Annotated in this window: 28 protein-coding genes and 1 tRNA gene; 19 read left to right on the forward strand and 10 right to left on the reverse strand. The window is 32.6% G+C overall.

Features of this window, described 5'->3' with window-relative positions; genetic code table 11:
• Positions 1-46: 46 nt before the first annotated feature.
• Positions 47-1,066: a hypothetical protein gene (locus Q1A73_RS23650; protein ID WP_299611020.1), complete on the reverse strand. Its 1,020-nt coding sequence runs from the start codon at positions 1,064-1,066 to the stop codon at positions 47-49.
• Positions 1,067-1,081: 15 nt separating this feature from the next.
• Positions 1,082-1,690: an NUDIX domain-containing protein gene (locus Q1A73_RS23655; protein ID WP_299611023.1), complete on the reverse strand. Its 609-nt coding sequence runs from the start codon at positions 1,688-1,690 to the stop codon at positions 1,082-1,084.
• An 8-nt stretch (positions 1,691-1,698) separates the two neighbouring features.
• On the opposite strand from Q1A73_RS23655, the gene pyrE reads away from it, so the two are divergent.
• Positions 1,699-2,340: an orotate phosphoribosyltransferase gene (gene pyrE, locus Q1A73_RS23660; protein WP_299611026.1), complete on the forward strand. Its 642-nt coding sequence runs from the start codon at positions 1,699-1,701 to the stop codon at positions 2,338-2,340.
• Between the two features lie 13 nt (positions 2,341-2,353).
• Positions 2,354-2,746 carry an SRPBCC family protein gene (locus Q1A73_RS23665; RefSeq protein ID WP_299611029.1) on the forward strand — a complete coding sequence of 131 codons (393 nt, stop codon included), beginning with the start codon at positions 2,354-2,356 and terminating at the stop codon, positions 2,744-2,746.
• A gap of 15 nt (positions 2,747-2,761) precedes the next feature.
• Here Q1A73_RS23665 and Q1A73_RS23670 read toward each other — a convergent pair whose 3' ends face one another.
• Positions 2,762-3,493 (reverse strand): biotin--[acetyl-CoA-carboxylase] ligase, encoded by a 732-nt coding sequence (locus Q1A73_RS23670; RefSeq protein WP_299611031.1) that lies wholly within the window; start codon positions 3,491-3,493, stop codon positions 2,762-2,764.
• A gap of 90 nt (positions 3,494-3,583) precedes the next feature.
• On the opposite strand from Q1A73_RS23670, the gene rsfS reads away from it, so the two are divergent.
• The 6 genes from rsfS (at position 3,584) to Q1A73_RS23700 (ending at position 8,367) form a co-directional block, all read left to right on the forward strand.
• The gene (rsfS, locus tag Q1A73_RS23675; RefSeq protein ID WP_299611034.1) at positions 3,584-3,955 is read left to right on the forward strand and encodes a ribosome silencing factor; all 372 of its coding nucleotides are present in this window, start codon (positions 3,584-3,586) and stop codon (positions 3,953-3,955) included.
• Positions 3,956-3,966: 11 nt separating this feature from the next.
• Positions 3,967-5,916, forward strand: a complete 1,950-nt coding sequence (ftsH, locus tag Q1A73_RS23680) for an ATP-dependent zinc metalloprotease FtsH (RefSeq protein WP_299611036.1) — start codon at positions 3,967-3,969, stop codon at positions 5,914-5,916.
• Between the two features lie 119 nt (positions 5,917-6,035).
• Complete coding sequence (locus Q1A73_RS23685; protein WP_299611039.1) at positions 6,036-6,647, forward strand: LUD domain-containing protein; 612 nt, start codon at positions 6,036-6,038, stop codon at positions 6,645-6,647.
• 1 nt (position 6,648) lies between these two features.
• Positions 6,649-7,458 carry a phosphatidate cytidylyltransferase gene (locus Q1A73_RS23690; protein WP_299611041.1) on the forward strand — a complete coding sequence of 270 codons (810 nt, stop codon included), beginning with the start codon at positions 6,649-6,651 and terminating at the stop codon, positions 7,456-7,458.
• Positions 7,448-8,095: a phosphatidylserine decarboxylase family protein gene (locus Q1A73_RS23695; RefSeq protein ID WP_299611043.1), complete on the forward strand. Its 648-nt coding sequence runs from the start codon at positions 7,448-7,450 to the stop codon at positions 8,093-8,095. Before Q1A73_RS23690 ends, Q1A73_RS23695 begins: the two co-directional genes overlap by 11 nt.
• 2 nt (positions 8,096-8,097) lie before the next feature.
• A complete protein-coding gene (locus Q1A73_RS23700) occupies positions 8,098-8,367 on the forward strand; it encodes an acyl-CoA-binding protein (protein ID WP_299611046.1) in 270 nt (89 codons plus the stop codon).
• Positions 8,368-8,422: 55 nt separating this feature from the next.
• Here the strand turns inward: Q1A73_RS23700 and Q1A73_RS23705 are convergent, their stop codons facing one another.
• Entirely contained in the window at positions 8,423-11,056 is a 2,634-nt protein-coding gene (locus Q1A73_RS23705) for a valine--tRNA ligase (RefSeq protein ID WP_299611049.1), read from the reverse strand.
• 126 nt (positions 11,057-11,182) lie between these two features.
• On the opposite strand from Q1A73_RS23705, the gene Q1A73_RS23710 reads away from it, so the two are divergent.
• Positions 11,183-11,587, forward strand: a complete 405-nt coding sequence (locus Q1A73_RS23710) for a DUF1573 domain-containing protein (protein WP_299611053.1) — start codon at positions 11,183-11,185, stop codon at positions 11,585-11,587.
• A gap of 51 nt (positions 11,588-11,638) precedes the next feature.
• Here the strand turns inward: Q1A73_RS23710 and Q1A73_RS23715 are convergent, their stop codons facing one another.
• Positions 11,639-13,018, reverse strand: a complete 1,380-nt coding sequence (locus Q1A73_RS23715; protein WP_299611055.1) for an aspartyl protease family protein — start codon at positions 13,016-13,018, stop codon at positions 11,639-11,641.
• 105 nt (positions 13,019-13,123) lie between these two features.
• Between Q1A73_RS23715 and Q1A73_RS23720 the strand changes: the two genes are divergently transcribed.
• The 4 genes from Q1A73_RS23720 to Q1A73_RS23735 all read left to right on the forward strand — a co-directional run bounded on the left by Q1A73_RS23720 (position 13,124) and on the right by Q1A73_RS23735 (position 16,343).
• Positions 13,124-14,353, forward strand: a complete 1,230-nt coding sequence (locus tag Q1A73_RS23720) for a pyridoxal phosphate-dependent aminotransferase (protein WP_299611057.1) — start codon at positions 13,124-13,126, stop codon at positions 14,351-14,353.
• Positions 14,354-14,415: 62 nt separating this feature from the next.
• Positions 14,416-15,432 (forward strand): UDP-N-acetylmuramate dehydrogenase, encoded by a 1,017-nt coding sequence (gene murB / locus Q1A73_RS23725; RefSeq protein WP_299611060.1) that lies wholly within the window; start codon positions 14,416-14,418, stop codon positions 15,430-15,432.
• 99 nt (positions 15,433-15,531) lie between these two features.
• Entirely contained in the window at positions 15,532-15,738 is a 207-nt protein-coding gene (locus Q1A73_RS23730; protein ID WP_299611062.1) for a membrane or secreted protein, read from the forward strand.
• Positions 15,739-15,770: 32 nt separating this feature from the next.
• Complete coding sequence (locus Q1A73_RS23735; protein WP_299611065.1) at positions 15,771-16,343, forward strand: sigma-70 family RNA polymerase sigma factor; 573 nt, start codon at positions 15,771-15,773, stop codon at positions 16,341-16,343.
• Between the two features lie 58 nt (positions 16,344-16,401).
• Here the strand turns inward: Q1A73_RS23735 and Q1A73_RS23740 are convergent, their stop codons facing one another.
• On the reverse strand, positions 16,402-16,635 hold the full coding sequence (locus Q1A73_RS23740) for a hypothetical protein (RefSeq protein ID WP_299611068.1): 234 nt from the start codon (positions 16,633-16,635) through the stop codon (positions 16,402-16,404).
• A gap of 543 nt (positions 16,636-17,178) precedes the next feature.
• Here Q1A73_RS23740 and lipA point away from each other — a divergent pair.
• The 3 genes from lipA to Q1A73_RS23755 are packed head-to-tail and all read left to right on the forward strand — an operon-like array spanning position 17,179 to position 21,331.
• Positions 17,179-18,051 (forward strand): lipoyl synthase, encoded by an 873-nt coding sequence (gene lipA, locus Q1A73_RS23745; RefSeq protein ID WP_299611071.1) that lies wholly within the window; start codon positions 17,179-17,181, stop codon positions 18,049-18,051.
• A 24-nt stretch (positions 18,052-18,075) separates the two neighbouring features.
• Complete coding sequence (gene gap, locus Q1A73_RS23750) at positions 18,076-19,080, forward strand: type I glyceraldehyde-3-phosphate dehydrogenase (RefSeq protein WP_299611073.1); 1,005 nt, start codon at positions 18,076-18,078, stop codon at positions 19,078-19,080.
• A 28-nt stretch (positions 19,081-19,108) separates the two neighbouring features.
• Positions 19,109-21,331, forward strand: coding sequence for a response regulator (locus tag Q1A73_RS23755; RefSeq protein ID WP_299611076.1), 2,223 nt, complete (start codon positions 19,109-19,111; stop codon positions 21,329-21,331).
• Positions 21,332-21,430: 99 nt separating this feature from the next.
• Here the strand turns inward: Q1A73_RS23755 and lpxK are convergent, their stop codons facing one another.
• A complete protein-coding gene (gene lpxK, locus Q1A73_RS23760; protein ID WP_299611079.1) occupies positions 21,431-22,438 on the reverse strand; it encodes a tetraacyldisaccharide 4'-kinase in 1,008 nt (335 codons plus the stop codon).
• 197 nt (positions 22,439-22,635) lie between these two features.
• On the opposite strand from lpxK, the gene Q1A73_RS23765 reads away from it, so the two are divergent.
• The 3 genes from Q1A73_RS23765 to Q1A73_RS23775 all read left to right on the forward strand — a co-directional run bounded on the left by Q1A73_RS23765 (position 22,636) and on the right by Q1A73_RS23775 (position 25,845).
• Positions 22,636-23,730, forward strand: coding sequence for a Nif3-like dinuclear metal center hexameric protein (locus Q1A73_RS23765; protein WP_299611082.1), 1,095 nt, complete (start codon positions 22,636-22,638; stop codon positions 23,728-23,730).
• Positions 23,731-23,733: 3 nt separating this feature from the next.
• Positions 23,734-24,513, forward strand: coding sequence for a C4-type zinc ribbon domain-containing protein (locus Q1A73_RS23770; protein ID WP_299611085.1), 780 nt, complete (start codon positions 23,734-23,736; stop codon positions 24,511-24,513).
• A gap of 90 nt (positions 24,514-24,603) precedes the next feature.
• A complete protein-coding gene (locus Q1A73_RS23775; protein WP_299611088.1) occupies positions 24,604-25,845 on the forward strand; it encodes a glycosyltransferase in 1,242 nt (413 codons plus the stop codon).
• Here Q1A73_RS23775 and Q1A73_RS23780 read toward each other — a convergent pair.
• The 3 genes from Q1A73_RS23780 to Q1A73_RS23790 all read right to left on the reverse strand — a co-directional run bounded on the left by Q1A73_RS23780 (position 25,842) and on the right by Q1A73_RS23790 (position 26,877).
• Complete coding sequence (locus Q1A73_RS23780) at positions 25,842-26,396, reverse strand: hypothetical protein (RefSeq protein ID WP_299611091.1); 555 nt, start codon at positions 26,394-26,396, stop codon at positions 25,842-25,844. The genes Q1A73_RS23775 and Q1A73_RS23780 overlap by 4 nt on opposite strands.
• A 124-nt stretch (positions 26,397-26,520) precedes the next feature.
• Positions 26,521-26,769, reverse strand: a complete 249-nt coding sequence (rpsT, locus tag Q1A73_RS23785; protein ID WP_299611094.1) for a 30S ribosomal protein S20 — start codon at positions 26,767-26,769, stop codon at positions 26,521-26,523.
• 36 nt (positions 26,770-26,805) lie between these two features.
• Positions 26,806-26,877: transfer RNA gene (locus tag Q1A73_RS23790), tRNA-Glu, on the reverse strand.

Below are 26,877 nucleotides of genomic sequence, written 5' to 3' on the forward strand. Positions count from 1 at the left end.
CTTCGTAACATATATGTTACAAAAAAATATTAGCAAGACCTTAAAATCAATCTTTCAATCTCAGATGTAAGCTATCCAACTCTTCAAAAACCTCGTTATTATTTAAGAAAAAGGATTTTTCTTCCTCTTCATCCACGTAGCGAATCATTTGATCTTTAACCAACACATTAGGATAATCTAAAGTATTATCTCTATACAGGTATTTTAACCTTCCCACCATTCCAGTTTCGACATTACTCACAAATATAGTATCAAAATAATCTGGAGCACCCGAAAACTGGATTACCAAATAGGTATCTAACAATACTACTTGTTTAATAGAATCCCATCTCAATTTACCTACACTTCCGGTTAGATTAATCTCATTTACCAAAATCCATTTTTGCAAATCTTTTTTCCTTACATAAACTCCGTGCGATGTTTTGAAAACCTCATACAGATCATTTTTAGTTACTAACTCTGGAGAGGATTCGTTCATTTGATGACATCTTCCGCAATACGACAAAAAACCTTTTTTTACTTCTGGAGCATTGTTTTCGTGTAATCTTATTTCTTCAGGAAAAAGTACCTTAATCATATCTTCGTCCAAAATCATGCTATAATTATCTTTAGGAACAACTATTGGAACACTATCCCAAGGGATATCTGGATAAATAATAAGATCAAAATATTTATTTTTAGAGAACTTTCGATTGGAAGATTTTCCTTTGATTATCCATTCTAAAGAAGGATCAGCAACTTCCTGTACTTTTGGAAACAGTCTTTTTTGAATAGCTGATAAGAACAATTGATTTTCTGGTTTTTGTAAAGCATCTGGAATCCAATGCAATGTCGTCATAGCACAAAAACAACCAAAATTACTAAGCTCATAGGTCTCAGCATTTTTACCATTAATAAGTTTTACATCTGTTCCCCCAAAATTACTTCCCCCATCATAAATCGCATACAAAGTATCTTTAACACCATCCTTATTAAAATCTTCTATAATCGGAGTATATTCTTTATGAGATTGCGCAAACATATGTATCATAGAAAAAAACAATATATGTGTAAAACAGTCTCTCATATATTGACTTTTACTTTAGGATAAATATTCGTGAGAAAACAATTGTTTGATATTTGCGTAAGAATCTTTTAAAGCCTTTTTCGCTTTTTTAGCATCCTTCCATTTCACTTTCATAATACCTTCATTCTTTTGCGGGGTTAAAACTCCATCATATTCGGTTTTCATCTCAAACCAATAGGTTACTTTAAGCCTAAATTCTCCGTTTCTTTTGAAGATATGATAGGTTTTATATAAGAATTTAGTAATCTCCAGTCCTGTAACTCCGGTTTCCTCTTCTACTTCTCTAATGGCAGTAGTTTCCATATCTTCCTTCTTCTCGGCTTTACCTTTCGGTAAATCCCATTTCCCATTTCTATGGATAAACAAAACCTCTTTTTTAGAATTATAAACCTTTCCTCCTCCTGCGACAACTACTGGTAGTTTTGCATACAAATGTTCCAAAAGTTTTTCTTCACTTTTATGATAGAAATGATATTTTACCTCTTTACCTTTATCTTCTTTATGCAAAATATCTCTAATAATTTCAGGAAATTCCACATCTTTAATATGAATTGTTTTATAATCCTCAATTCCCTTTTTTGTGGACAGAATAATAGGCGTATTATTCACAAAAACTTTATACATTTGCAACTATGATTTTTGACAAAAATACAGCAAAAAAAACTGCTGAACTACTATTGCAAATTAATGCAATTAAATTACAACCACAAGAACCTTTTACATGGGCTTCTGGATGGAAATCTCCTATCTATTGTGATAATCGTGTGACTCTTTCTTATCCCGTTATTCGTAACTTCTTGAGAGAACATCTTGCTAAGTTTATTGAAGAAAAATACGGAAAACCAGATGTTATTGCTGGGGTTGCTACAGGAGCAATCGGAATAGGAATGCTTGTAGCCGATTACTTAAATCTTCCATTTATCTACGTTCGACCTGAAGCTAAGAAACATGGTAGAAAAAATCAAATTGAAGGAATTGTGCCGTCTGGCAAAAATGTGGTAGTAGTTGAGGACCTTATCAGTACAGGAAAAAGTAGTTTAAATGCGGTAAAAGCTCTTAAAGAGGTAAATGCCAATGTTAAAGGAATGGTAGCTATTTTCAACTATGGTTTTGATATAGCATCTCAGAACTTTGAAGATGCGGCATTATCTTTGCACACTTTAAGTAATTATGAAAATCTTCTGGAACAAGCTTTGGACACAAATTACATTACAGAAGAACAACAAGAAACACTACAAAACTGGAGAGTAAATCCAGCAGAGTGGAATCAATAAATTTTTAATCTCGATGAATCTAGAAAGTCCTACAGTTACTGTAGAAAAAACTCAACAAGAAGTTTTTGAATTTTTAACAAAAGTTGAAAATTTTGAAGAACTTATGCCAGAAAGCAAACAAAAATTCGAAAAATTAAACGATTCAAGATTTCTTTTTCAATTAAAAGGAATGCCAGAAATCGTATTAGAACAAAAAAGTAACACTGCTCCTACAACTGTTGTTCTTGGAGCGGCTAGCGACAAACTTCCTTTTACACTTACCGCTAATATTGCAGATGCAGGAGAAGGGAAAAGCACTACTCAATTAGTATTTGAAGGGCAATTTAACGCTATGATGGGAATGATGATAAAAAATCCTATTCAAAACTTTATTAATACGCTAAGTGAAAACATAGGTAAATTATAGTTTTAACATCCTTGATCAATAAAGAAGCTTTACTTCTTTAAGATCAAAACTTCTAATAATTTCATCTTCTAATAGAATTTGAAGTTTTCCAGCTGTTGTTATATCTTTAATAATACCCACGAACGAATTACCCTTGACATCCATAAATGTTGAGGGTTTATTTTTTCTAAACAACAACGACTCGTATGTTTTTTTAATAAATGAAAAATTAGCTGGAGCTAGTATTCCAAATTTACTTTGTAACTTTTCTAAAAGAATAGATAATACTTCATCCAGTTCAAAATGTTTACCTAGAATTTGTTTTAAGGATGATGCCAGAGGAAGATTATCAAAATGCTGCTGATTCACATTAATTCCAATACCAATAATCACTCCTTTAAGCCTGCCATTATTAACCATATTTTCTATTAAAATACCACATATCTTAGACCTATCTGACAGAATGTCGTTTGGCCATTTTATAGACAGTTTTGGCAGCAGTAAAGATTCTAAAGTTTCGTATACACTGATAGAAACCACCATAGACACATAAAATTGATGAACAATATCAAGATCATTAATTGGCATAAACACACTGCAGGTAAGGTTTTCTCCCGGATTACTTTGCCAAGTAGTACCCATCTGACCTTTGCCCTGCAACTGCTCATGTGCTACAACACAAACAGGTTTATCCAAAGACTTTTCTCGATTCATATCTCGAAGAAAAATATTTGTAGAGTCAATGGCATCAACTTTGATTATATGCATAAATAACAGTGTGAAATTTTTTACAAATGTCTGCAAATGCAAACATATAAACATAAAAAGTAATAACTTTACACAAATTAAAAAAAATGCATGACTAAAAAAGAAATCGGTACTGACCAACTAATAACTCATATAATCAAAGGTATTGAAGAAGTAAAGGGTAATGATATTACCATTTTGGACTTAAGAGAAATTGAAAATACAGTTTGTAGTTATTTTGTTATTTGCAACGGTACTTCTAATACTCAGGTCAATGCCATTGTTAATTCCATCCAAAAAACGGTAAGCAAGTCTATAAAAGATAAACCTTGGCACGTAGAAGGTGGAGAAAATGCAGAGTGGGTATTGATTGATTATGTAAATGTAGTTGTCCATGTTTTCCAAAAACACATCAGAGAATTTTATGACATAGAAAGTTTATGGGGAGATGCGAAAACAACAACTATCGAAACAAACTATTAAAAAAGGCGTAAATGGCTAAAGACAATAAAAAAATGGACTCGAATAAAAAACCAAAGTTTAGCGCATATTGGATTTATGGTGTAATAATCGTTGGATTTTTAGCATTAAATTTTCTAGGTGGAGGAAGTATGGGATCTGCCCCAGAAACATCCACTTCTGATTTTAATAATTTCTTGAGTAATGGAGAAGTAGAGAAAATAGTTATTATTACAAATCGAAGGCTCGCTAGAGTATATCTTACTCCAGAAGCAAAAAACCAAGATAAACACACAAAAAACAAAAGAAATTCATTTTTACCAGCAAGCCCGAATGATCCTGATTATGAATTTGAGTTTGGTGATCTTCAAAATTTTGAGAATGAAATTTCTAGAATTAAAAGTGAGAACAATCTTTCTACTGAAGTAGGGTATGATACCGAAAGCAATATGTGGGGAGATATATTTATCACTTTACTTCCGTTTGCTTTAATTATTGGTGTTTGGATATTTATCATGCGACGAATGAGCGGTGGTGCTGGTGGTGGTGCTGGTGGTCAGATATTCAATATCGGAAAATCGAAAGCTAAACTTTTTGATCAAAATACAGACGTTAAAGTTTCATTCGAAAATGTAGCTGGATTAGAAGGAGCAAAAGAAGAAGTACAGGAAATCGTTGATTTTCTTAAAAACCCTGAAAAATATACTTCTCTTGGAGGTAAGATTCCAAAAGGAGCTTTATTAGTCGGACCTCCAGGAACGGGAAAAACATTATTAGCTAAAGCAGTTGCTGGTGAAGCTAAAGTACCATTTTTCTCATTATCAGGTTCTGACTTCGTAGAAATGTTTGTAGGTGTAGGTGCGTCGAGAGTACGTGACTTATTTAAACAAGCGAAAGAAAAATCACCAGCTATCATTTTTATTGATGAAATAGATGCCATTGGTAGAGCTAGAGGTAAAAGTAATTTCTCAGGATCTAACGACGAAAGAGAAAACACGTTGAATCAACTTCTTACCGAAATGGACGGTTTTGGAACCAATACTAATGTAATTGTAATTGCTGCTACCAACCGTGCAGATGTATTAGATAAGGCGTTAATGCGTGCTGGTCGATTCGATAGACAGATTTATGTAGATCTTCCAGATGTTCGTGAGCGTAAAGAAATTTTTGAAGTTCATCTTAAACCTCTTAAAAAGGAGGATGAATTAGACACAGACTTTTTGTCTAAACAAACTCCAGGATTTTCTGGAGCTGATATCGCGAATGTTTGTAACGAAGCTGCCCTTATAGCTGCTCGTAAAGGAAATAAAGCAGTTGGTAAACAGGACTTCCTAGATGCAGTAGATAGAATTGTTGGTGGTTTAGAAAAGAAAAATAAAATTATTACTCCAGCGGAAAAACGGGCAATTGCATTTCATGAAGCTGGACATGCTACAGTAAGTTGGATGTTGGAGCATGCCGCACCTTTAGTAAAAGTAACCATTGTACCAAGAGGACAATCGTTAGGAGCTGCTTGGTATCTACCAGAAGAAAGGTTGATCGTAAGACCAAACCAAATGCTAGATGAAATGTGTGCAACTTTAGGAGGTCGTGCTGCTGAAAAAGTGATCTTCAATGAAATTTCTACAGGTGCGCTAAGTGATTTAGAAAAGGTTACAAAACAAGCTAGAGCCATGGTTACTATCTATGGACTTAATGATAAAATAGGAAACCTAACATATTATGACTCTTCAGGTCAAAACGAGTACGGTTTCACAAAACCTTATAGTGAGCAAACTAGCGAGCTGATTGATAAAGAAATTTCGAACATCATCGAAGAGCAATATCAGCGTGCTATTGAATTGTTAGAAAAAAATAAAGATAAACTTACAGAACTAGCAGAAGTATTGTTAGAGAAAGAAGTTATCTTTAAGGACAACCTAGAGAAAATTTTTGGTAAACGTCCGTTCGACAAAAAAGAAGAAACGATCATTGAACCTTCTTAGAAAGAGATCGTTTTTTTACAAGTAAATTAAAAAAATCTTAATCTAATAAGAGTATTAGGTTAAGATTTTTTTATCTTTGAAAGTAATGTTAACCCGTAAATCCCCGACGACATCTAAAAATGAGTCTATTTAGAAGATTATTTTCCTCGAAATCTAAATCAGACCAAAAGAGTAAGGAGCGACATGCTGAAGATCGCAGTAAATATATGCCTGAAATCAACCTACCTGTTGATGAAAGCTTTATGATAAATTTTAAAAGGAATGGTGGTAAATTCCTTTATTGCGATAGTGATGATGAAGTTCTTGATTCTTTTGACAAGATCCTTTTAGAAAATGATTGGTATGAAAAAGATGTTTGCTGTTTTGATATTGGATTAGAACATAAATTTTCAGGATTTAACCTCAATTATATCAAGAAATCACCCGCTTCATTTTTTTTCGCCACATGCGAATATTTGATTGCAGATAGTGGCGCAATTCTAGTTTCCTCTAATCAGCTTAGAGAAAAGAAACTAACAGAATTACCAGATGATTTTATAATACTAGCATCAACAAGTCAATTAGTTAATAGTATTGGCGAAGGTTTAAAAGGAATAAAAGAGAAAAATAAAAACGCTATTCCTTCTAATATCACTACCATAAAAAACTTCGAACCGCAAAAAGAAAAAGACTTCTTAAGTTACGGAAGTAGCTCAAAAAATCTATATTTGCTGCTGTTGGAAGATTTATAATATGAAGGAAATACTCACAAGGTCTTTATCGGGTTTTTTATATATCTCGTTATTATTAATTTCTATTTTCGTTTCTCAATATACCTTCATTGGAGTGTTCGTGATCTTTGGGATTATCTGCTTATATGAATTTCAAAAATTAATTCATTTAAAAAACACTTGGTTATATCTTGTGTTTATTGGTTTTCTTTTATTATTTCATATTCCTGCTTTAAAAATTCCGATATGGGTCCCTTTAATTGTTTTAGGGCTTACCATAATCACTCAACTATTTTTAGTTAGAGACCTTATTACCATTAGGATCATTCCTATGTTCGAGAAAAGAAAATATTTTACAAGCATATTTTATCTTATCACATCCATTGTTTTCCTTACTCTTATACCCTGTTATGATGGTATATACAACCCAATTATGATTGCCGGACCTTTACTAATGATATGGACTAATGATACTTTTGCTTATTTGGTTGGAAAAAACTTTGGAAAACATAAATTACTAGAACGAATATCTCCTAAAAAAACAATTGAAGGTTTTATCGGTGGTTTCATTTTTACGCTAATAGCTGGTTATTTAATTGCTATATTTTCTAACACCTTATCTATCTATCTTTGGTTGATTATAAGTATAATAATGAGTATTTTTGGTACACTGGGAGACCTTATACAATCTAAGTTCAAAAGACAAGCTGGAGTAAAAGATAGTGGTTCTATAATGCCAGGTCATGGTGGTATTTTTGATCGTTTAGATAGTATTATATTTGCAAGTCCATTTTTATACGCATTTTTACAAATATTAAACCATGTTTCATAAAGAAGGTTATAAAATCATAGCAGTAGCCATAGTACTTTTTCTAGGCATTAATGCAGCATCTTATGTTGCAATTCAAATAGACCAATGGATTATTGCCATATTTGCGGTAACATTAGTTTTTTTAATATTGATACTACAGTTTTTTCGAAATCCAAAAAGACATACGGATATTAATGACAATACAGTTGTTGCTCCTGTAGATGGAAAAGTAGTTGTCATTGAAGAAGTATTCGAAAAGGAATATTTTAAAGAAAATAGACTACAGGTATCGATATTTATGTCTCCTATCAACGTTCATGTAACCAGACACCCGATTAATGGAAAAGTAGCTTTTAGCAAATACCATCCTGGAAAATACCTTGTTGCATGGCATCCAAAAGCGTCTGAAGAAAATGAACGTACGACTGTAGTGGTAAAAAACAATTTTGTAGAAGTGCTTTACAGACAGATTGCTGGGGCACTTGCAAAAAGAATTGTAAATTATGCAGAGGAAGGCGAAAAAGTTGTTCAGGGATCCGATAGTGGTTTTATAAAATTTGGATCCAGAGTAGATGTTTATTTACCGGTAGGAACAGAAGTAAACGTTTCCTTAAATCAAAAAGTAAGAGGTGGCGAAAGTATTATCGCCAATGTATAAGTATGACCAGCGAGGAATTAAATATTGCTTTTCAAAAGGCTTTTGAGAAAGCCTGTAACACAAAAATTGAATTACCTCCTGATGTAATGCTTCATTTTTATGCTTACTATAAGCACGCAACCCATACCGAAGGTTTTTACACACCTTCTGGAGATAGCGAATTAAGAAACGCCTTCAAACTCAATGCACTCTTTCAGGTAAAAAACCTTACTTCAGAAGAAGCAAAACTTAAATACATAGAACTAGTAAATAAGCATATTACAGATGTATAAAAAAAGGCTTTGGTGTAAAAATCAAAGCCTTTTTTTATTATCTAAACTATTCCTACTATTGCAGTCCTGAAAGACTTGCCTTTAGGGTAGCTATTTTGGCTTCTGCATCTGCTTGTTTTTTACGCTCATTAGCAATCACTTTTTCTGGCGCATTATTTACAAAACGCTCATTCTGAAGTTTTTTCTGTACAGATTTCAAAAACCCTTCAGTATAAGACAACTCCTCTGTTAATTTCTTAACCTCCTCTTCTACGTTAACCGAACCAGAAATAGGAATAAAATATTCATTTGATTTTACTCTAAAAGAAAGAGCCCCATCTACTTTAGCATCTACATAAGACAATGCCTCGATGTTACCTAGTTTAGAAATTACAGAATCAAAAGTCTTAGTACTATTTTCACTATTTAAAACTGATAATTCTATAGTTTCCTTAAAAGAAATATTCTTTTCTTTACGTATCGTTCTAATACCAGAAATCACATCACTAGCAAAATCAAAGGCCGCAATCAACTCTTCATCAACCGAAGTAATGATTGGCCAACTAGAAACAATCAACGCTTCTTCTTTTGTTCTATCAGCTATTTGTTGCCAAATCTCTTCTGAAATAAAAGGTACAAAAGGATGCGAGATTTTTAGATTATCCTCAAAAATCTCAATAATCTCTTTATAAGTTTTAGCATCTATAGGACTTTGATACGCTGGTTTCACCATTTCTAATAACCAACTACTAAAATCATCTCTGATCAATTTATAGGTAATCATTAATGCATCGCTAATTCGATACTTGGTGTACGCATCCTCTAATTCTACTAAAGCCTTTTGAAATTTAGACTTATACCATTGTATAGCCACTTTAGAAGCTTCTGGTTGTTCGATAGTACTATCCACTTCCCATCCACTAACTAAATTAAAAGAACTATAGATCTTATTTACAAATGATTTTCTTCCCTGATCACAAAGATCCTCATCAAACATCAAATCGTTTCCGGCAGGAGAACTCAATAACATCCCTACTCTTATTGCATCTGCTCCATATTTATCTATTAGGTCTAAAGGATCAGGAGAATTCCCAAGAGATTTAGACATTTTACGTCTTTGTTTATCTCTTACGATTCCCGTAAGGTACACGTTTGTAAAAGGTTTCTCTTTTTTATATTCATATCCAGCAATAATCATTCTCGCTACCCAAAAGAATAATATTTCTGGTGCAGTAACTAAATCATTTGTTGGATAATAATAATTTATTTCTTCATTTTCTGGCTCTAAAATCCCGTTAAAAACACTCATTGGCCATAACCAAGAAGAGAACCAGGTATCTAACGCATCAGGATCTTGCTGCAGATCACCTTCTGTTAATCCAGCGTTTCCAGTTTTTTCCTTCGCTAATACAAGAGCTTTTTCTTGGGTTTCGGCAACCACAAAATCCTCTTTACCATCTCCATAGAAATATGCTGGAATCTGATGTCCCCACCATAATTGTCTTGAGATATTCCAATCTCTAACATTTTCCATCCAATGGCGATAGGTATTAATAAACTTTTCTGGAACAAGATTAACATCCTTATTTATAACAGCATCTAAGGCAGGTTTAGCTAAACCTTCCATTTTCAGAAACCACTGATCACTAAGTTTAGGCTCGATAACAGCTTTGGTACGCTCACTTGTTCCTACTTTATTAAGATGTGTTTCTACTTTTTCAAGCACTCCTAGCTGCTCTAGTTCTTTTACAATCTCCTTTCTAACAACGAATCGATCTTTACCTTCATAATGAAGCCCAAAAGAATTTAAAGTTGCATCATCATTAAAAATATCAATTACTTCTAGAGAATGTTTATCTCCTAAAACTTTATCATTCTGATCATGAGCAGGTGTAACCTTTAGACATCCTGTACCAAATTCCATATCTACATATTCATCTTCTATGATCGGAATTGTTCTATTAGCGATAGGTACAATTGCTTTTTTACCTTTTAGATGTGTAAATCTTTCATCATTTGGATTGATACAAATTGCAGTATCTCCCATAATAGTTTCTGGTCGAGTAGTTGCAATTGTTAACACATTGTTACTTCCTTCTATTTTATAGTTTAAATAATAAAGATTTCCTTGTTTTTCTTCATAAATAACCTCTTCATCAGATAATGTTGTTTTTGCTTCTGGATCCCAATTGACCATTCGATACCCTCGATAAATAAGGCCTTTATTATATAAATCCACAAATACTTTTATCACAGATTGCGACAAATTGTCATCCATTGTAAAAGCAGTTCGTTCCCAATCACAAGAGGCTCCAAGCTTTTTTAACTGCTCTAATATAATTCCGCCATGTTTATGTGTCCATTCCCATGCGTGTTCTAAGAACTCTTCTCTGGTAAGATCATTTTTATTAATCCCCTGCTCTTTTAGTTTAGCCACAACTTTAGCTTCAGTAGCAATGGAAGCATGATCGGTTCCTGGCACCCAACAAGCATTATACCCTTTCAGACGAGCTCTTCGAATCAAAACATCCTGTATCGTATTATTTAGCATATGTCCCATATGCAATACACCTGTGACGTTTGGCGGAGGAATAACAATCGTGTATGCTTCTCGTTCATCAACTTCAGAATGGAAATAATTATTCTCCATCCAGTAGTTATACCACTTTTCTTCTACTGATTTTGCATCATATTTTCCTGCTAACGCCATAGTTTGGTCCGATTTTTGGATTTTAGAGTGCAAAAGTAATTATTATATACGACAACTTGAAAGTCTTTTGCAATTTTGAAGTTGGATAAAAAGTAACTACTTTTACATATTATAAAAACCTACGTTATGAGAAATGTAATCATGATTTTATTTATTGGTTTTCTGGGAATTACCCTAAACGCTCAGGATGCCAAAGCAAAAATCGAATTTAAAACAGAAGTAATTGATTATGGCGAAATTACTAAGGGTAGTGATGGTGTTCGCCAGTTTGAATTTACAAACACAGGAAATGCTCCGCTAATTATTTCTAGAGTATATTCAAGTTGTGGATGTACTATTCCTAAAAAACCGGAAGATCCAATTGCTCCAGGAGAAAATGGAGTTATTGAGGTAAAATATGACACTAAACGTGTAGGTCCGATTCGTAAATTAATCACTGTATATTCAAATGCTGAAGAATCTACGAAAGCAATTAGAATAACAGGAAGAGTATTGGATGATACAAAAAGTGTATTGGAAAAGAAAAATTAGAAATTATATGTATTAACCATAAAAAAAGGCTTTACTAACGTAAGGCCTTTTTTATATTACTTTTTTGAGTCTAAAAGTAAATTTCATTTCTATACCCAATCGTTCTATCTTAATACTTATTCTTTTCCCTTCTTCAGAATAGAACAAATCATTAAGATCCGACAGTTTATACAAACTAGCTTTCTTCCCATTAACTTCTAATACACTATCTCCTTTCATTAAACCTACTACAGCAGCTGGTGAACCAGGCCGCACCTCTGCAATTTTAAATTCGGGTTCTAAAGAGTAGACAAATGAACTCACATCAGCTTTAAAGACATTTACAGAAATTTTACCATTCTCCTTAGTAACAAAATCCAAGGATGGTCTTGATGGACTTCTACGTATATTATAATTCTTAGCAATTCTAACTCCATTATGCTGAATAGTAATTCCACTCATATTATAATGAAAAGGCTTGCTAAAAAATCTATTCTTCTTGTAAGTAATTTTCTTATTAGGATAATCAATGATCATATTAAACCTTTTCAAAACACTACCTCCAATAGAACCTTGTCTAGTCTTAAGAGAAATCCCCTGAATATATAAAGAGTCAGGAAAAGAAGCCGTTACTTGTTTTATTTCAAAATCTCCTATATTTAATCCTTCCACCTTAGTCTTTTTTCCATAAATATCTCCATTAAAACCTTTTCCAAGAAAATCACCAAATGACTCTTCTGGGACGGTTATACCAATTTTCGGATTTTCAAATAACCACAGAGCAGAACTTGATCCTGAATCTAATAAAAGATTCACATCTACAAGCCCCTTATCTGTCTTATATTTTGCTTTGATCATTGGTCTCTTACGATTATTATCTAAATTCAAATCTGTTTGATAGCACTTCTTACACTTCTTATATTTATAAGAAACCGGATCAAATACTTTTATAATGCCTTTTGAATAATTAATATTTAAAATAAATTTTTTAAAAAAATCATAGCCTATAATTCCATGAACGGGGAATCCCATCAACGGCGAAAAGTTCATGGATTCATCAAAAATCATATAGACGGTATGATCATCACTATAAGCATTACCAATCTTTAATATATTGTTTGTAGATTTAATTGCTTCCGCTGGTGCTTCATTTCCCAGGCCTCTGAGATAAATTTTAGAAGCATTCTTTAACTCTAATGACTTTCGTTTATCGATACTAAAAAGAATAGTTGAGCCAACACCAGTATCTAAAATAAAAGATAACTGCACACCATTGAGCTCTACAGGTATAATAATAAGGTTGTTAGCTAGTTCAAATTTAATCTTATCGCCAGTCTCCCCTTCAGGTAACTTAAAACCATCTTGCGCTTTTAGGATAAAAGGAGTAAGTAAAAGTAGAATAAGGGCCTTCTCTTTAAGAAAATGATAAAAATCCCTGTACAAAATCTTCATTCCGCTAAATATAGAAAAATACTTGAAAATTCCTGATAATAATTAACTTAAATCCTAAATAATTTAAGAAATTTACCGCTATTTTACTTTATAAATTTAAATAGAATGCCTGTAATATCAAGTAAAGGAAAAGCAATGCCAGAATCACCGATTCGGAAACTTGCTCCTTTTGCAGAAAAAGCGGTAAAAGAAGGGAAACATATTTTCCATCTTAACATAGGTCAACCAGATATAAAAACACCTATAGAAGCAATGAAAGCGGTCAGAGAACACAAATTAGATGTTCTTGCTTACAGTCATTCAGCCGGTTTTGAAAGTTTTCGAAATAAGCTTGCTGGTTATTATGCAAAACATGATATTACGATATCATCAGAAGATATTCTGATCACCACTGGTGGTAGTGAAGCATTAATTTTTACGATGGGTAGTATTACCGATCCGGGAGATGAAATTATTGTTCCAGAACCTTTTTATGCAAATTATTATAGTTTTTCTACACAATCAACAGTGACAGTTGTACCTGTAATCTCTAAAATAGAGAATGGTTTTGCCTTACCTCCTATTCAGGAGTTTGAAAAACTTATCACGCCAAAAACCAAAGCTATTTTAATTTGTAATCCAGGTAATCCAACAGGATATTTATATAGCAAAGAAGAAATAAAAGATCTAGCTGCCTTAGCAATTAAATATGATTTATTTTTAATTTCAGATGAAGTATACAGAGAATTCGTTTATGACGACTCAGAACACTACTCAATTCTTCAAGAAAGATCCCTTAATGATCATGCTATAGTAGTTGATTCTGTTTCTAAACGATACAGTATGTGCGGAGCTCGCATAGGTTGTTTGGTAAGTAAAAATAAAGATGTGATGCAGACAGCTATGAAATTCGCACAAGCTAGATTAAGTCCACCAACATTGGCACAAATAGCTAGTGAAGCTGCTTTAGAAGCACCAGAATCATATTATAAAGAAACGGTAGCAAAATACAAAGAGCGTAGAGATACTTTGGTTGAAGGTCTGAAGAATATTCCAGGCGTACAGGTAGCTACTCCTCGTGGAGCTTTTTACTGTATTGTTGAATTACCCATCAAAGACGCCGATGATTTTGCTAAATGGTTACTTGATGAATTTCATGTGAATAATGAAACGGTAATGCTAGCACCTGCTTCTGGATTCTATTCTAGCCCAAATCAAGGGTTAAATCAGGTAAGAATTGCATATGTACTTAACAGGAGAGATCTAAAAAAAGCTATAAATATTCTAAAACTGGGATTGGAAAAATATATGGATAAGAAATCTTTTGTACCAACAGAAGAAAAAGTTAGTTTATAAAACTATAAATAGTTATATCTTTCACATAATTAAAATTCATACAACTTTAAAATTCTTGTTTTTTGAAGATAGAACATCAGAAATCTCTTAAAAAGTACAACACATTCGGAATAGATGTAAAAGCAAAAAAGTTCATTTCAATAAACTCCGAAGAGGAACTTTATGAAGCATTGACTCTTTGTAAAGATGAAGACATTTTTATTCTTAGTGGAGGAAGCAATATGTTACTCACTCGAGATATTGACGCAACTGTTCTACACATTTCCATATCTGGTATTTCTGTTACAGAAAAAACCGATAATACAGTTTTAGTATCTGCAAATGCTGGAGAAAATTGGCATGATTTTGTACAATTCTGTATCGATAAGGGATACGGAGGACTTGAAAACCTCTCTTTAATTCCAGGATATGTAGGTAGTGCTCCGATTCAGAATATAGGAGCTTATGGAGTAGAATTAAAAGATAACTTCGTAAGCTGTGAGGCTATTCATACCCAAACAAAAGAAAAAAGAATCTTTACAAAACAAGATTGTAATTTTGGCTACAGAAACTCTGTTTTTAAAAATGAATTAAAAGGAACTTATATTATCACTAAGGTAACTTTTGAGTTAACTACAGCTCAACATCTCTTAAACACTAGTTATGGAGCCATTGAGGCAGCGTTAAAGGATAAAAATTGTACCAAACCTACAATTAAAGATATCGCTGAAGCAGTGATAAGCATTAGAAAAAGTAAACTTCCAGATCCATCCGAAATAGGAAATAGTGGTAGTTTTTTTAAAAATCCGGTGATTTCTTCTACTGCTTTTACTGTTTTACAAAACACCTACCCTACTATTCCTTCGTATAAAGTTGATGAAAAACATATTAAAGTCCCTGCAGGTTGGCTGATAGAGCAAAGTGGCTTTAAAGGAAAACGCTGGGGAGACGCAGGAGTTCATAGCAAACAGGCACTTGTATTAGTAAATCACAATAATGCTACTGGAAAAGAAATACTAGAACTATCCTTAAAAATAAAAGAAACTGTACGGCAAAAATTTGATATTTCTTTAGAAACCGAAGTAAATATTATTAAATAGCAAAATCCTTATAAAAATAGCACTTCTAATTTTCTTAAATTCTCATTTTAAGCTGTTTTTCTTCGTATCTTTGTACCAAATTAAGGAACATATTTAATTATGAAATTAGTATTACTTACCGTAGCACTTTTATTAGTTGCTTTTGCTGGGATTGCTATTAAATTATGGGCGAAGAAAGATGGAAAATTTGCAGGAACATGCGCTAGTCAAAGTCCTTTTCTGAATAAGGAAGGTGAGTCTTGTTCACTTTGCGGTAAAACACCAGATCAATATGCTAATTGCAATGAAACTGAACATGCTAAATAAATAACAAAGCACTTCTTTTCAAAACCACTTCATTGAAAAACGAATCAATAGAATTACTAGAGCATATTAAAAAAGCTAAAGAAGGAAAGCAAGCATCCTTTAATTATTTGTTGGACACATATTGGAATGATGTATTCAATTTTCAACTTAAAAGAACTAATAATGAATATGAGTCTGAAGATATAACTATACAAAGTTTCTCTAAAGCTTTTGATAAAATTGATACTTTTAAAGAAGAGTATAATTTTAAGACTTGGTTAATTCAGATTTCTAAAAATATTCATATTGATTTACTCAGAAAAAAGAACGCTTCCATACGATCGAAAACTACAACGGATGTTGATGATTCTGTTTATAAAATAATCGATGATGCTCCTACTCCAGAAGACAAATTAATTACCGAGCAAAATCTTGCCCAACTACTTAGGTTTATCAAACAACTTAAACCTCATTACCAAGAGGTTATTAATTTAAGGTACTTCCAAGAATTAAGTTATAAAGAAATTTCAGAAGTTTTAGATGAGCCTATGAACAACGTAAAAGTAAAACTGTTAAGAGCTAGAAAGCTTTTGGCGGAAATCATCACGAATAAAAAAAAGAATTAATCCATTTTTAGCAGTGATTAATTCTTTTCATTATTATGAGAGTAAACAATTCCCAATTTTATCGTAAACTAAAAGTGGAAATTTTCTTTAAAACTCCGTGTAAAGGCTCTATCCATTTATCATTGATTTTTTTATCATACTTAATAAACTTCTGAACCAGTCCTTTAGGAGCTGATATCTCTTTTTCGATTCCGGTTATATTAATAAATTTTTGATTACTAATTAACCATTTTTCTACTCGCTTTCTGTTTTTTTTCAGTTGTTTCTGTTGTTCTAATTCTTCTTTTGACATTTTTAATTGGTTTTTTAACTTTTTTTTAATGACTAAAAAATGGGGTTAAGCTAATTTTAACCATGACCTAAAGTATTTCTACTAAAAATTATGTACATCAAAAATAGGAAAAGAATTCATATAAAGCTATAAAAACCTTATTAAAATTACGGTTTTACCGCAATTTTAATAAGAATAAATCCCTTTTTATTCCTACAAAATCAAACTATTATTGATTCAAAACATTGATTTACAGAAATTTACAATATTTTCAAAGACCATAATTTTCGGCAATTAGTTAGTTGAAAAAATCTCTCTTTTTTTTCCAAAAATTCCCTTTTGCAAAAAATTGAGAAGATTTTAATCCTTAATATACTATTAACAGAAAATATACTCAATAATTGTATGCTTTTTTTTCGAGAACACGGTGATTTCTTACAAATTTTCTGTCTACATTTAAATCTCTCTATCTTTTAGAGTCTTTCTTAGTAAAGTCCCAAGAAAATCAAAAACCCTATTTTTATAGAAGCTTTCTTCGTATTTTTGCCTAAAATATTGCTTAGTATGAATAATGAAGTGACCGCAGTAGCACCACCCAAGGGAAAACCAAAATGGCTACGTGTAAAATTGCCTACTGGAAAAAAGTATACCGAACTTAGAGGACTTGTAGACAAATATAATTTACATACCATCTGTACTTCTGGTAGCTGCCCTAATATGGGAGAATGCTGGAGCGAAGGAACCGCTACTTTTATGATACTTGGTAATATTTGCACTCGCTCTTGTGGATTTTGTGGTGTAAAAACTGGAAGACCAGAGACTGTGGATTGGGAAGAGCCAGAAAAAGTTGCCCGCTCTATTAAACTAATGGATATCAAACACGCAGTGATTACATCTGTGGATAGAGACGATTTAGCAGATGGAGGATCTATTATATGGGCTGAGACTATTCAGGCAATTCGAAGACTTAACCCACATACAACTTTAGAAACTCTAATTCCTGATTTTCAAGGAAAAACAAAAAACATTGATCGTATTGTAAATGTTAAGCCAGAAGTTGTTTCTCATAATATGGAAACGGTAAAAAGGTTAACTAGAGAGGTTCGTATACAAGCTAAGTACGAACAAAGTTTACAAGTTTTAAAATACCTAAAAGACAACGGTATTAATCGCACTAAAAGTGGAATTATGTTAGGGCTAGGAGAAACGGAAGAAGAAGTAATCCAAGTTCTAAAAGACTTGAGAACTGTAAACTTAGATATTGTAACTATTGGACAATACTTACAACCTAGTAAAAAGCACTTGCCAGTAAAACAGTTCATTACTCCTGATCAATTCAAAAAATATGAACAGATTGGATTAGAAATGGGATTCAGACATGTAGAAAGCGGAGCACTAGTTCGATCTTCCTACAAGGCACAAAAACACCTTACCTAACTTCTTTTCTTTACTTAAGAATTAATGAATATACCTATAAGAATAGCCATTAATGGATTCGGGAGAATTGGTCGTAACCTGTTTAGACTATTGCTTAAGAACCCTAATATTGATGTTGTAGTTATAAATGACCTTGCAGACAGCAAAACGCTTAGTCATTTACTCAAATATGATAGTATTCACGGAGTGTTACAAGAAAACGTTTCTCATAATAATAGTCATATTATAGTAGATGATTTATCCATTCCTTTATTAAATGCAAAACAACCTGCTGATTGTAATTGGAAAGATTACAACGTAGATATAGTAATTGAAGCCACTGGTAAATTTAAGACTAGAGAGCTTGCTATGCAACATGTAGCTGCTGGTGCCAAAAAAGTTATATTATCTGCACCACCTTTAGAAGACTCTGTAAAAACGATTGTACTTGGAGTAAATGATGATTTAATAGATGGTACAGAAACGATTATTTCCAATGCATCTTGCACTACAAATAACGCTGCGCCGATGATTAAGGTAATAAATGAACTTTGCGGAATTGAACAAGCATATATTACCACAATTCACAGTTACACCACCGATCAAAGCCTACATGATCAACCGCATAGAGATCTTAGACGCGCCCGAGCCGCCAGTCAATCTATAGTTCCTACAACAACTGGTGCTGCTAAAGCCCTTACCAAGGTTTTTCCTGATCTGAGCGATGTAATTGGTGGATGCGGAATAAGAGTACCAGTTCCGGATGGATCTCTGACGGATATCACCTTTAATGTAAAAAAAGAAACCTCGATAGAAGAAATTAATACCGCTTTTAAAAAAGCGGCTCAATCTGATCTTAAAGGGATATTAGCTTATACAGAAGACCCTATCGTATCAGTAGATATTCTTGGTAACTCACATTCTTGTGTATTTGACTCGCTAATGACATCTGTTATAGGAAAAATGGTGAAAATTATTGGCTGGTATGATAACGAAATAGGATATAGCAATAGAATAATTGATTTAATTATTAACATTTCTAAGAAATAACTATATTAGTTGAGTTATAACAAGGAAAATGCCTTACCAAATCAAACATTTTATACTTATATTTTTATTCAATTGTTGTTTCTATGCGTATTCGCAATCCGAAGAAACAGAGAAAAATATTGCAATAAAAGATTCTATTGAAAATTATCTCATCAATGCTTCTGAAGCGATAAACACTGATAAATTAGCAAACGCTTTACAAAACATAAGTAAAGCTAAAGAACTTGCCATAGAAAGTCAGGACATTCAATATATAGCCCAAACTAATCGAGTACTTGCTGAATTATATTTAGAATTAGGTGATTTAAACAGCGCCAAAGAACAAATAAAAAAAGCAATAGAAATACAAACTAAACTCGAAAATGAAATTGCACTAGCGAATTCTTATAATGTATGCGGATCTATTCTTACCAAATTGAAAGAATTCGAAAATGCCAAAAAACATCTTGATTTATCTGCTTCTTTGACAGAAAAAAACAATCTAAAAGAGTTAGAAGGTCCAATACAAATAAATTTTGGACTATTGTCACTGGAAATGAATGAACCAGAATCAGCTATAAGTTATTTCAATAATGGTTTGCCAAAGATAGAATCCTTACAGCAATCCTACCATAAAGCCAAACTTTATATTGGAAAAGCTAAAGCTCAAATGATGCTCGGATTATTAGATGATGCTGTGAGCACAAATGAGCTCGCGATGAACATAGGAGCAAAAATGGGCTTCTTAGAAATACAATCCGAAAGCTTAGAACTAAATAGCAGAATTTTTCAGGAAAAAGGAGAATTTGAAACATCATTAATTAATCTAAGATCTCATGAGAGATTTAAAGATTCTCTTTTTAACGTCAATAAGGAAATCATTGCACAAGACGCAAGAGCCAAATTTAATATTGAAGATGAAAAATTTGAAATAGAAGAGCTTAAAGAAGAGAACAAACAACAGCAAAAATCTTTAAAACTAGGAAGACTAACTACTATTTTAAGTATCGCTTTAATTACTATTCTATCTCTACTTACTCTTTCCTTATATAAAAACAATAATTTAAGAGCGAGAGCAAACGAGCTTTTGCAAAATAAAAACACCGAATTAATCTTAGCAAAAGAAAATGCGGAAAGAGCTAGCGAAGCTAAAGTTCAGTTCTTATCAACTATTACACATGAGCTCAGAACTCCGCTATATGCAGTTACAGGCTTAACACATTTATTATTAGAAGAAAGCCCTACTCCTAATCAAAAAGAGCATTTAAACTCCTTAAAGTTCTCTGGAGAATACCTACTATCTTTAATAAACAACATACTAGATCTCAACAAACTAGAAGCCAACAAAGTAGAGATTGAGAACACTTCATTTAATCTACAAAAGAGAATTAACGACGTATTGATAGCTCTTGGCAAATCTGCCAAAGACAGAAATAATAAACTACACTACGAATTTGACAAATCAATCCCAGCCAAGCTGAAAGGTGATCCATTAAAAATTTCTCAGATCCTAATCAATCTGATAGGTAATTCCATTAAGTTCACTCAGAATGGAGATATTTGGATTACTGTAAAAATGATCAATCGTATTGAAAATAAAGTGTTCCTAAATTTTGAAATTAAGGATAATGGTGTTGGTATCTCTGATAAAAAACAACAGAGTATTTTTGAAAATTTTACACAAGGATCTGTTCAAATTAATAGAAAATTTGGAGGTACTGGTTTAGGGCTCTCCATCGTTAAAAATTTACTTTCGCTAATGGACAGTGAAATTAAGTTAGAAAGCGAATTAGGACAAGGATCAAGATTTCATTTTGACTTGAAATTCGAAGTATTTGAAGACGTTGTTTCTAACTATCAGGAAGAGGCCAAAAAGATTGACTATAATATTATGGTTGACAAAAGGGTTCTAGTAGTAGAAGACAATAAGATAAATCAACTTATTACTAGAAAAATCTTAGAAAAAAATAAGATGATTTGTGATGTAGCAGACAATGGGAATATTGCTATTAATAAAACAAAAGATAACGATTTTGATTTAATCCTAATGGACATACACATGCCAGGCATAAGTGGAATTGAAGCTACAAAACAAATTAGAGAATTTAATACTAAGATTCCTATAGTAGCCCTTACAGCAGTAACATTAGACGATAATTTAGATGAGTTTTACAATAATGGTTTTAATGATATTATCCCTAAACCTTATAAAACGGAAGAGTTCTTTACAAAATTACACAAAGCATTATCCGAAAAACAAACTGCAACTTAAAGTTTGGCACATCTATTGATATTACTAACATAACATAGAAACCTTTTTCTTTGTTGTTGAGTTAGCCAAAATATATAAAATGAGATCTTATAGAAGGTCTCATTTTTTTATGAAGGAAATGATATAATCATCAAACTTCTCCTGACCATTAATAAACTGCATCTCTATAGGTTGATACCAAAGAGATTCTGAAGAAAGGTGAGGTACCAACCTTACATAATCCTTTTCTGTAGTTACGATAAAAGGATGTGCTTTTAAACTATCAATATCTTGTTCTGAAAAATTATGATGATCTGGATAATTAATATGAGTAAACTCTAATCCCAATTCGGAATAATATGTTATCAGCGGTTTAGGATTGGCTATTCCTGTTACAAGTGTAAAAGGAGTGTTTTTCATATTTTGAATAGACTTCGTATCCGAAGTATTCATAATAAAATCTCCATAATTTATAGTTGCAAATAGAACCAGTTGCGAAGGTTTAACCTTTAGTTTATCTTTAATTGCTTTTTGTTCTTCTTCATTAAGATGATTAGGACATTTTGTAACCACTATTACATCTGCCCTATCCGCCCCACTTCGTGGCTCCCTTAAGTTACCAGTTGGCAATACAATATCATCACAATACAAATCATAATAGGAGCTCAGCAAAATATATATACCCGCTTTTACCTTACGATGCTGATAAGCATCATCTAATAAAATAACTTCTGGATTGGGTACTTGTTTTTTTATGTTAGCAATTCCATTACGTCGATCTGCATCAACAGCAACTAAAACCTCAGAAAATTTCTTTTTAAACTGCAATGGTTCATCTCCAACATCTTTAGCATTAGCCGAAGTTTTTACTAACTGAAAACCTTTTGTTTCTCGTTTATAACCTCTACTTAAAGTGGCAAGCACCGCCTTATCTTGTAACAACCTGATAAGATATTCTACCATAGGCGACTTACCAGTTCCTCCAACACTTAAATTTCCGACAGCTATGACCGGAAAATCATAACTGGTAGATTTTTTAATCCCATAATCATATAACTTATTCCTCAACCAGGTAACAACAAAGTATATCGGAACAATAGGTAAAAGTATTTTTCTTAAAAAGTTCAAAAGGAAAAATGTAACGATTCTATTAATAAAGCAATATTGGCAAATGTATAAAACGAAATTAGGCGTTACAAAACTTTTGGTAAGTTCCTATAAATGAAAAACATTTCTTAGCGGATAAAATTAAAACACCATTGAAACTTTGATTATTCTTAAAAGTTTTTTTACATTCCATAATAGATATTTAAAAACATATTTTGATGCAAATAAAAGAGGTAATACAACACCTTGAAAACATGGCTCCTACTAGCTATGCCGAAGATTTCGACAATGTAGGATTATTAGTAGGAGACAAAAACACAGAAGTAACTGGTGTCTTAGTTACGCTTGATACCTTAGAAATAATTATTGACGAAGCCATTGAAAAAAATTGCAATCTGATTGTTAGTTTTCATCCGATCGTTTTTAAAGGGATCAAAAAATTTAATGGAAATAATTATGTAGAGCGAGTAGTAATGAAAGCGATCAAACATGATATTGCAATTTTTGCAATTCACACAGCCCTTGATAATGCATTACAAGGTGTTAATGATATGATTTGCGAACAATTACAACTGATCAACAGGAAAATTCTTATTCCCCAAAAAGGTACGATCAAAAAACTAACCACTTTCGCACCAATAAAAGAAGCAGACACATTAAAATCTAAATTATTTGAAGCAGGAGCAGGAACAATTGGAAACTATGATAATTGCAGTTTTTCTTCTGAAGGAACAGGAACTTTTAGAGCCTTGGAGAATGCTAATCCATCCGTTGGTGAATTAGGAGAAACACATCAAGAAAAAGAAACCCAAATCCAAATAACATACCCAAAACATTGTGAAGGTAAAATTCTAAAAGCTCTTTTTGAAAATCATTCTTATGAAGAAGTTGCTTATGAAGTAACCTCATTAGAGAATACAAACCAACATATCGGAATGGGGATGATCGGAGAATTGAAAGAAGAGATGGAAGAAACAGCTTTTTTAAAGCACGTAAAAACCACTTTCAAAACAGGATGTGTAAGACACTCTGCACTATTAGGAAAACCTATTAAAAAAGTTGCCGTATTAGGAGGAAGCGGTAGTTTTGCTATAAGAAACGCACAATCCGCAGGAGCGGATATCTTTATCACCGCCGATCTCAAATATCATCAGTTTTACGAAGCCGAAAATAAATTGATTCTTGCAGATATTGGTCATTATGAAAGCGAACAGTACACAAAAAACTTAATTGTTAGCTATCTTAGAAAAAAAATCAGTAATTTTGCAATCATTTTATCGGATAAAAACACCAATCCAATTCAATACATATAAAATATGGCAAAGAAAGAAGTTACTGTTGAGCAAAAATTAAGAGCACTATATGATTTGCAATTAATTGACTCTAGAGTTGATGAGATCAGAAATGTACGTGGAGAACTTCCATTAGAGGTAGAAGATCTTGAAGATGAAGTAGCCGGATTAAATAAGAGATTAGAAAAACTAAATACAGATCTTGAAAACATAGATGATGGTATTAAGTCGAAGAAAAATCTAATCGAAGAAGCAAAATCCTTAATCAAAAAGTACGGCGAACAACAAAAGAATGTTCGTAACAACCGTGAATATAATTCTCTAAGCAAGGAAATAGAATTTCAAGAATTAGAAATTCAATTGTCTGAAAAGCACATCAAGGAATTTAAAGCTCAGATCATTCAGAAAAACGAAATCATTGATCAGACAAAGGAGCGCCTTACTGAAAGAAATAAACATCTTGCACACAAAAAAGGTGAACTTGATGCAATCTTAGCTGAAACTGAAAAAGAAGAGCAGGCATTAATAGCTAAATCAGAAGATTTTCAGAACAACATAGAAGAAAGACTTGTTTCCGCTTACAAAAGAATTAGAAAAAATGTAAAAAACGGACTAGCAGTCGTACCTATCGAGCGTGGAGCATCGGGAGGTTCATTTTTCACTATTCCTCCACAAGTACAAATGGAGATTGCTTCTCGTAAGAAGATCATTACCGATGAGCACAGTGGACGTATACTGGTAGACCAAGCATTAGCACAAGAAGAAAAAGAAAAAATGGAAGCTTTATTTTCTAAATTATCTTAATCCATTTTTCAACAAATACCAAAAGCCTCAGAATTCCTGAGGCTTTTCTTTTTTTAATCAAAACGCAAACTCTACGGTTACAATAAGACAATGAATAAGATACTAATTATTGGAAGTGTATGGCCTGAGCCTAATTCATCAGCAGCTGGCATAAGAATGCTCCAACTAATACAACTATTCTTATCTCATAAATGGAAAATCACCTTTGCTAGCGCAGCCTCAGAAAGTGAGCATATGCATAACATAGAAAGTCTTGGGGTAAAAAAAGCTACTATTCTCATCAACGATAAGAGCTTTGATGATTTCCTACTCTCTTTGCAACCAAATATTGTTTTATTCGATAGGTTTATGACCGAAGAACAATTTGGATGGAGAGTATCCAAACAACTTCCAGAAGTACTTAAAATATTAAATACAGAAGACTTACATAGCCTAAGAAAATCCAGACAAGAGCTATTTAAAAATAAGAAAGCTTTTAATTTTTTAGACGTAAAGAAAAACGACATTACGAAAAGAGAAATTGCGAGTATATACAGATGTGACCAATCTCTCATTATTTCAGATACAGAAATAGATATCTTAAAAACAGAATTTAACATTCCACAAAATATTTTATACTATTTACCCTTCTTATTGGATCCAATAAATATTGAATCTAAAAAAAACTGGCCTTCTTATGAAGACAGAAATCATTTTATAACCATTGGGAATTTTCGTCACGAACCTAACTGGAACAGTGTTTTATATCTAAAAGAAACCATTTGGCCCCTAATAAAAAAGAAATTACCAACTGCCGAATTGCATATCTACGGCGCCTATCCGCCTCCAAAAGCAACACAACTACATAACGAAAAACAAGGCTTCCTTATAAAAGGATGGGCAAAAGACTCTAAAGAAGTTATGAAAGATGCGAAAGTATGCCTAGCACCATTACGTTTTGGAGCAGGAATCAAAGGCAAACTTGCAGAAGCTATGCTTTGTGGCACACCAAGTATTACCACACAAATAGGATCCGAAGGAATGCTTAATGACGATACAGACTGGAATGGTTTTATTAAAGACAATCCTGAGGAGTTTGCCAAAGCAGCTGTAACACTATACAACAATAAAAACATTTGGCATCAAGCACAACAAAATGGAATTGAAATTATAAATACCCGATTTCACAAGGAAAAACTAGGTACACCTTTCATAAAAAGTATTAAAAACATTCAAAAAAACATAGAAAATCACCGTGCTTCAAATTTTATTGGCTCGATGTTACAATATCACACAATACGAAGTACCGAATTCATGTCGAGGTGGATTGAAGAGAAAAACAAGAACAACTAATGCCCTAAGACGTTTACAAAAAATTGATCAATACCAAAAAACAATAGCAGTAACAGAAAAACAAAACCAACTGTATGCCACCAATTTTGTTTTGCCCCAAAAGATTGACGCAAACCAATTAAACGAATAATTTTAATCAATCTCTCCTTATTCAACACCAACACCAAAACAAGCAAAAGAAAGTACAGTATTGCGCTTGCCATTGCGCCATAGGTATCAAAAAAGATCGCATCGAATACTATAATATTTAACAAAACAGGAATCAAAACAAAAACACCAAACAGTTTAGTTCTTTCAAACAACAATAAACCCGCTCCGATCAGCTGAGAAACACCTATAAATAAGATATAAGCATATGAATACCCCATAAAAGACCATGCTAAATCAAAACCACCAACTTCTGATAATGGAATATTAGCTATCTCATCTGGCAAATTACCTTTTCTGTAAAATTGCCCACCTAATAACTTCCCTAATCCATATACAGTAAGCAATGCAAAAACATACCATCGAGAAGCTAACTCCAGAAAATATAAAAACTTAGAATTCATTTCTTATCTTTTATAGTTAAGACGATAGTTCTTAAAATCTGGTTACGTTTTTTGATTATATAAAACGAAAAAACCTCTTCAAAAATGAAGAGGCTACAATTTCTTTTTAAGAATTCTCTTTATATTAAAGAGCTGCTACGTGCTTCGCTAACTTTGATTTTAAATTAGCAGCTTTATTATCATGAATGATATTACGCTTAGCTAATCTATCAATCATAGAAACTACAGAAGGAAATAACGCTTCAGCTTCTTTCTTATCAGCTTCACGTAATTTCTTTATAGCATTACGTGTAGTTTTATGCTGATACTTATTTCTAAGACGCTTAGTCTCACTATTTCTAATTCTTTTTAATGCTGACTTATGATTTGCCATCTTTTCTCTATTAAAATTCTTTCTTCTAAAAATTCGTAGCCCGTAGGGGAATCGAACCCCTCTTACCAGGATGAAAACCTGGCGTCCTAGCCGATAGACGAACGGGCC

The organism is uncultured Aquimarina sp. (genome assembly GCF_947492115.1).
Classification (GTDB): Bacteria; Bacteroidota; Bacteroidia; order Flavobacteriales; family Flavobacteriaceae; genus Aquimarina.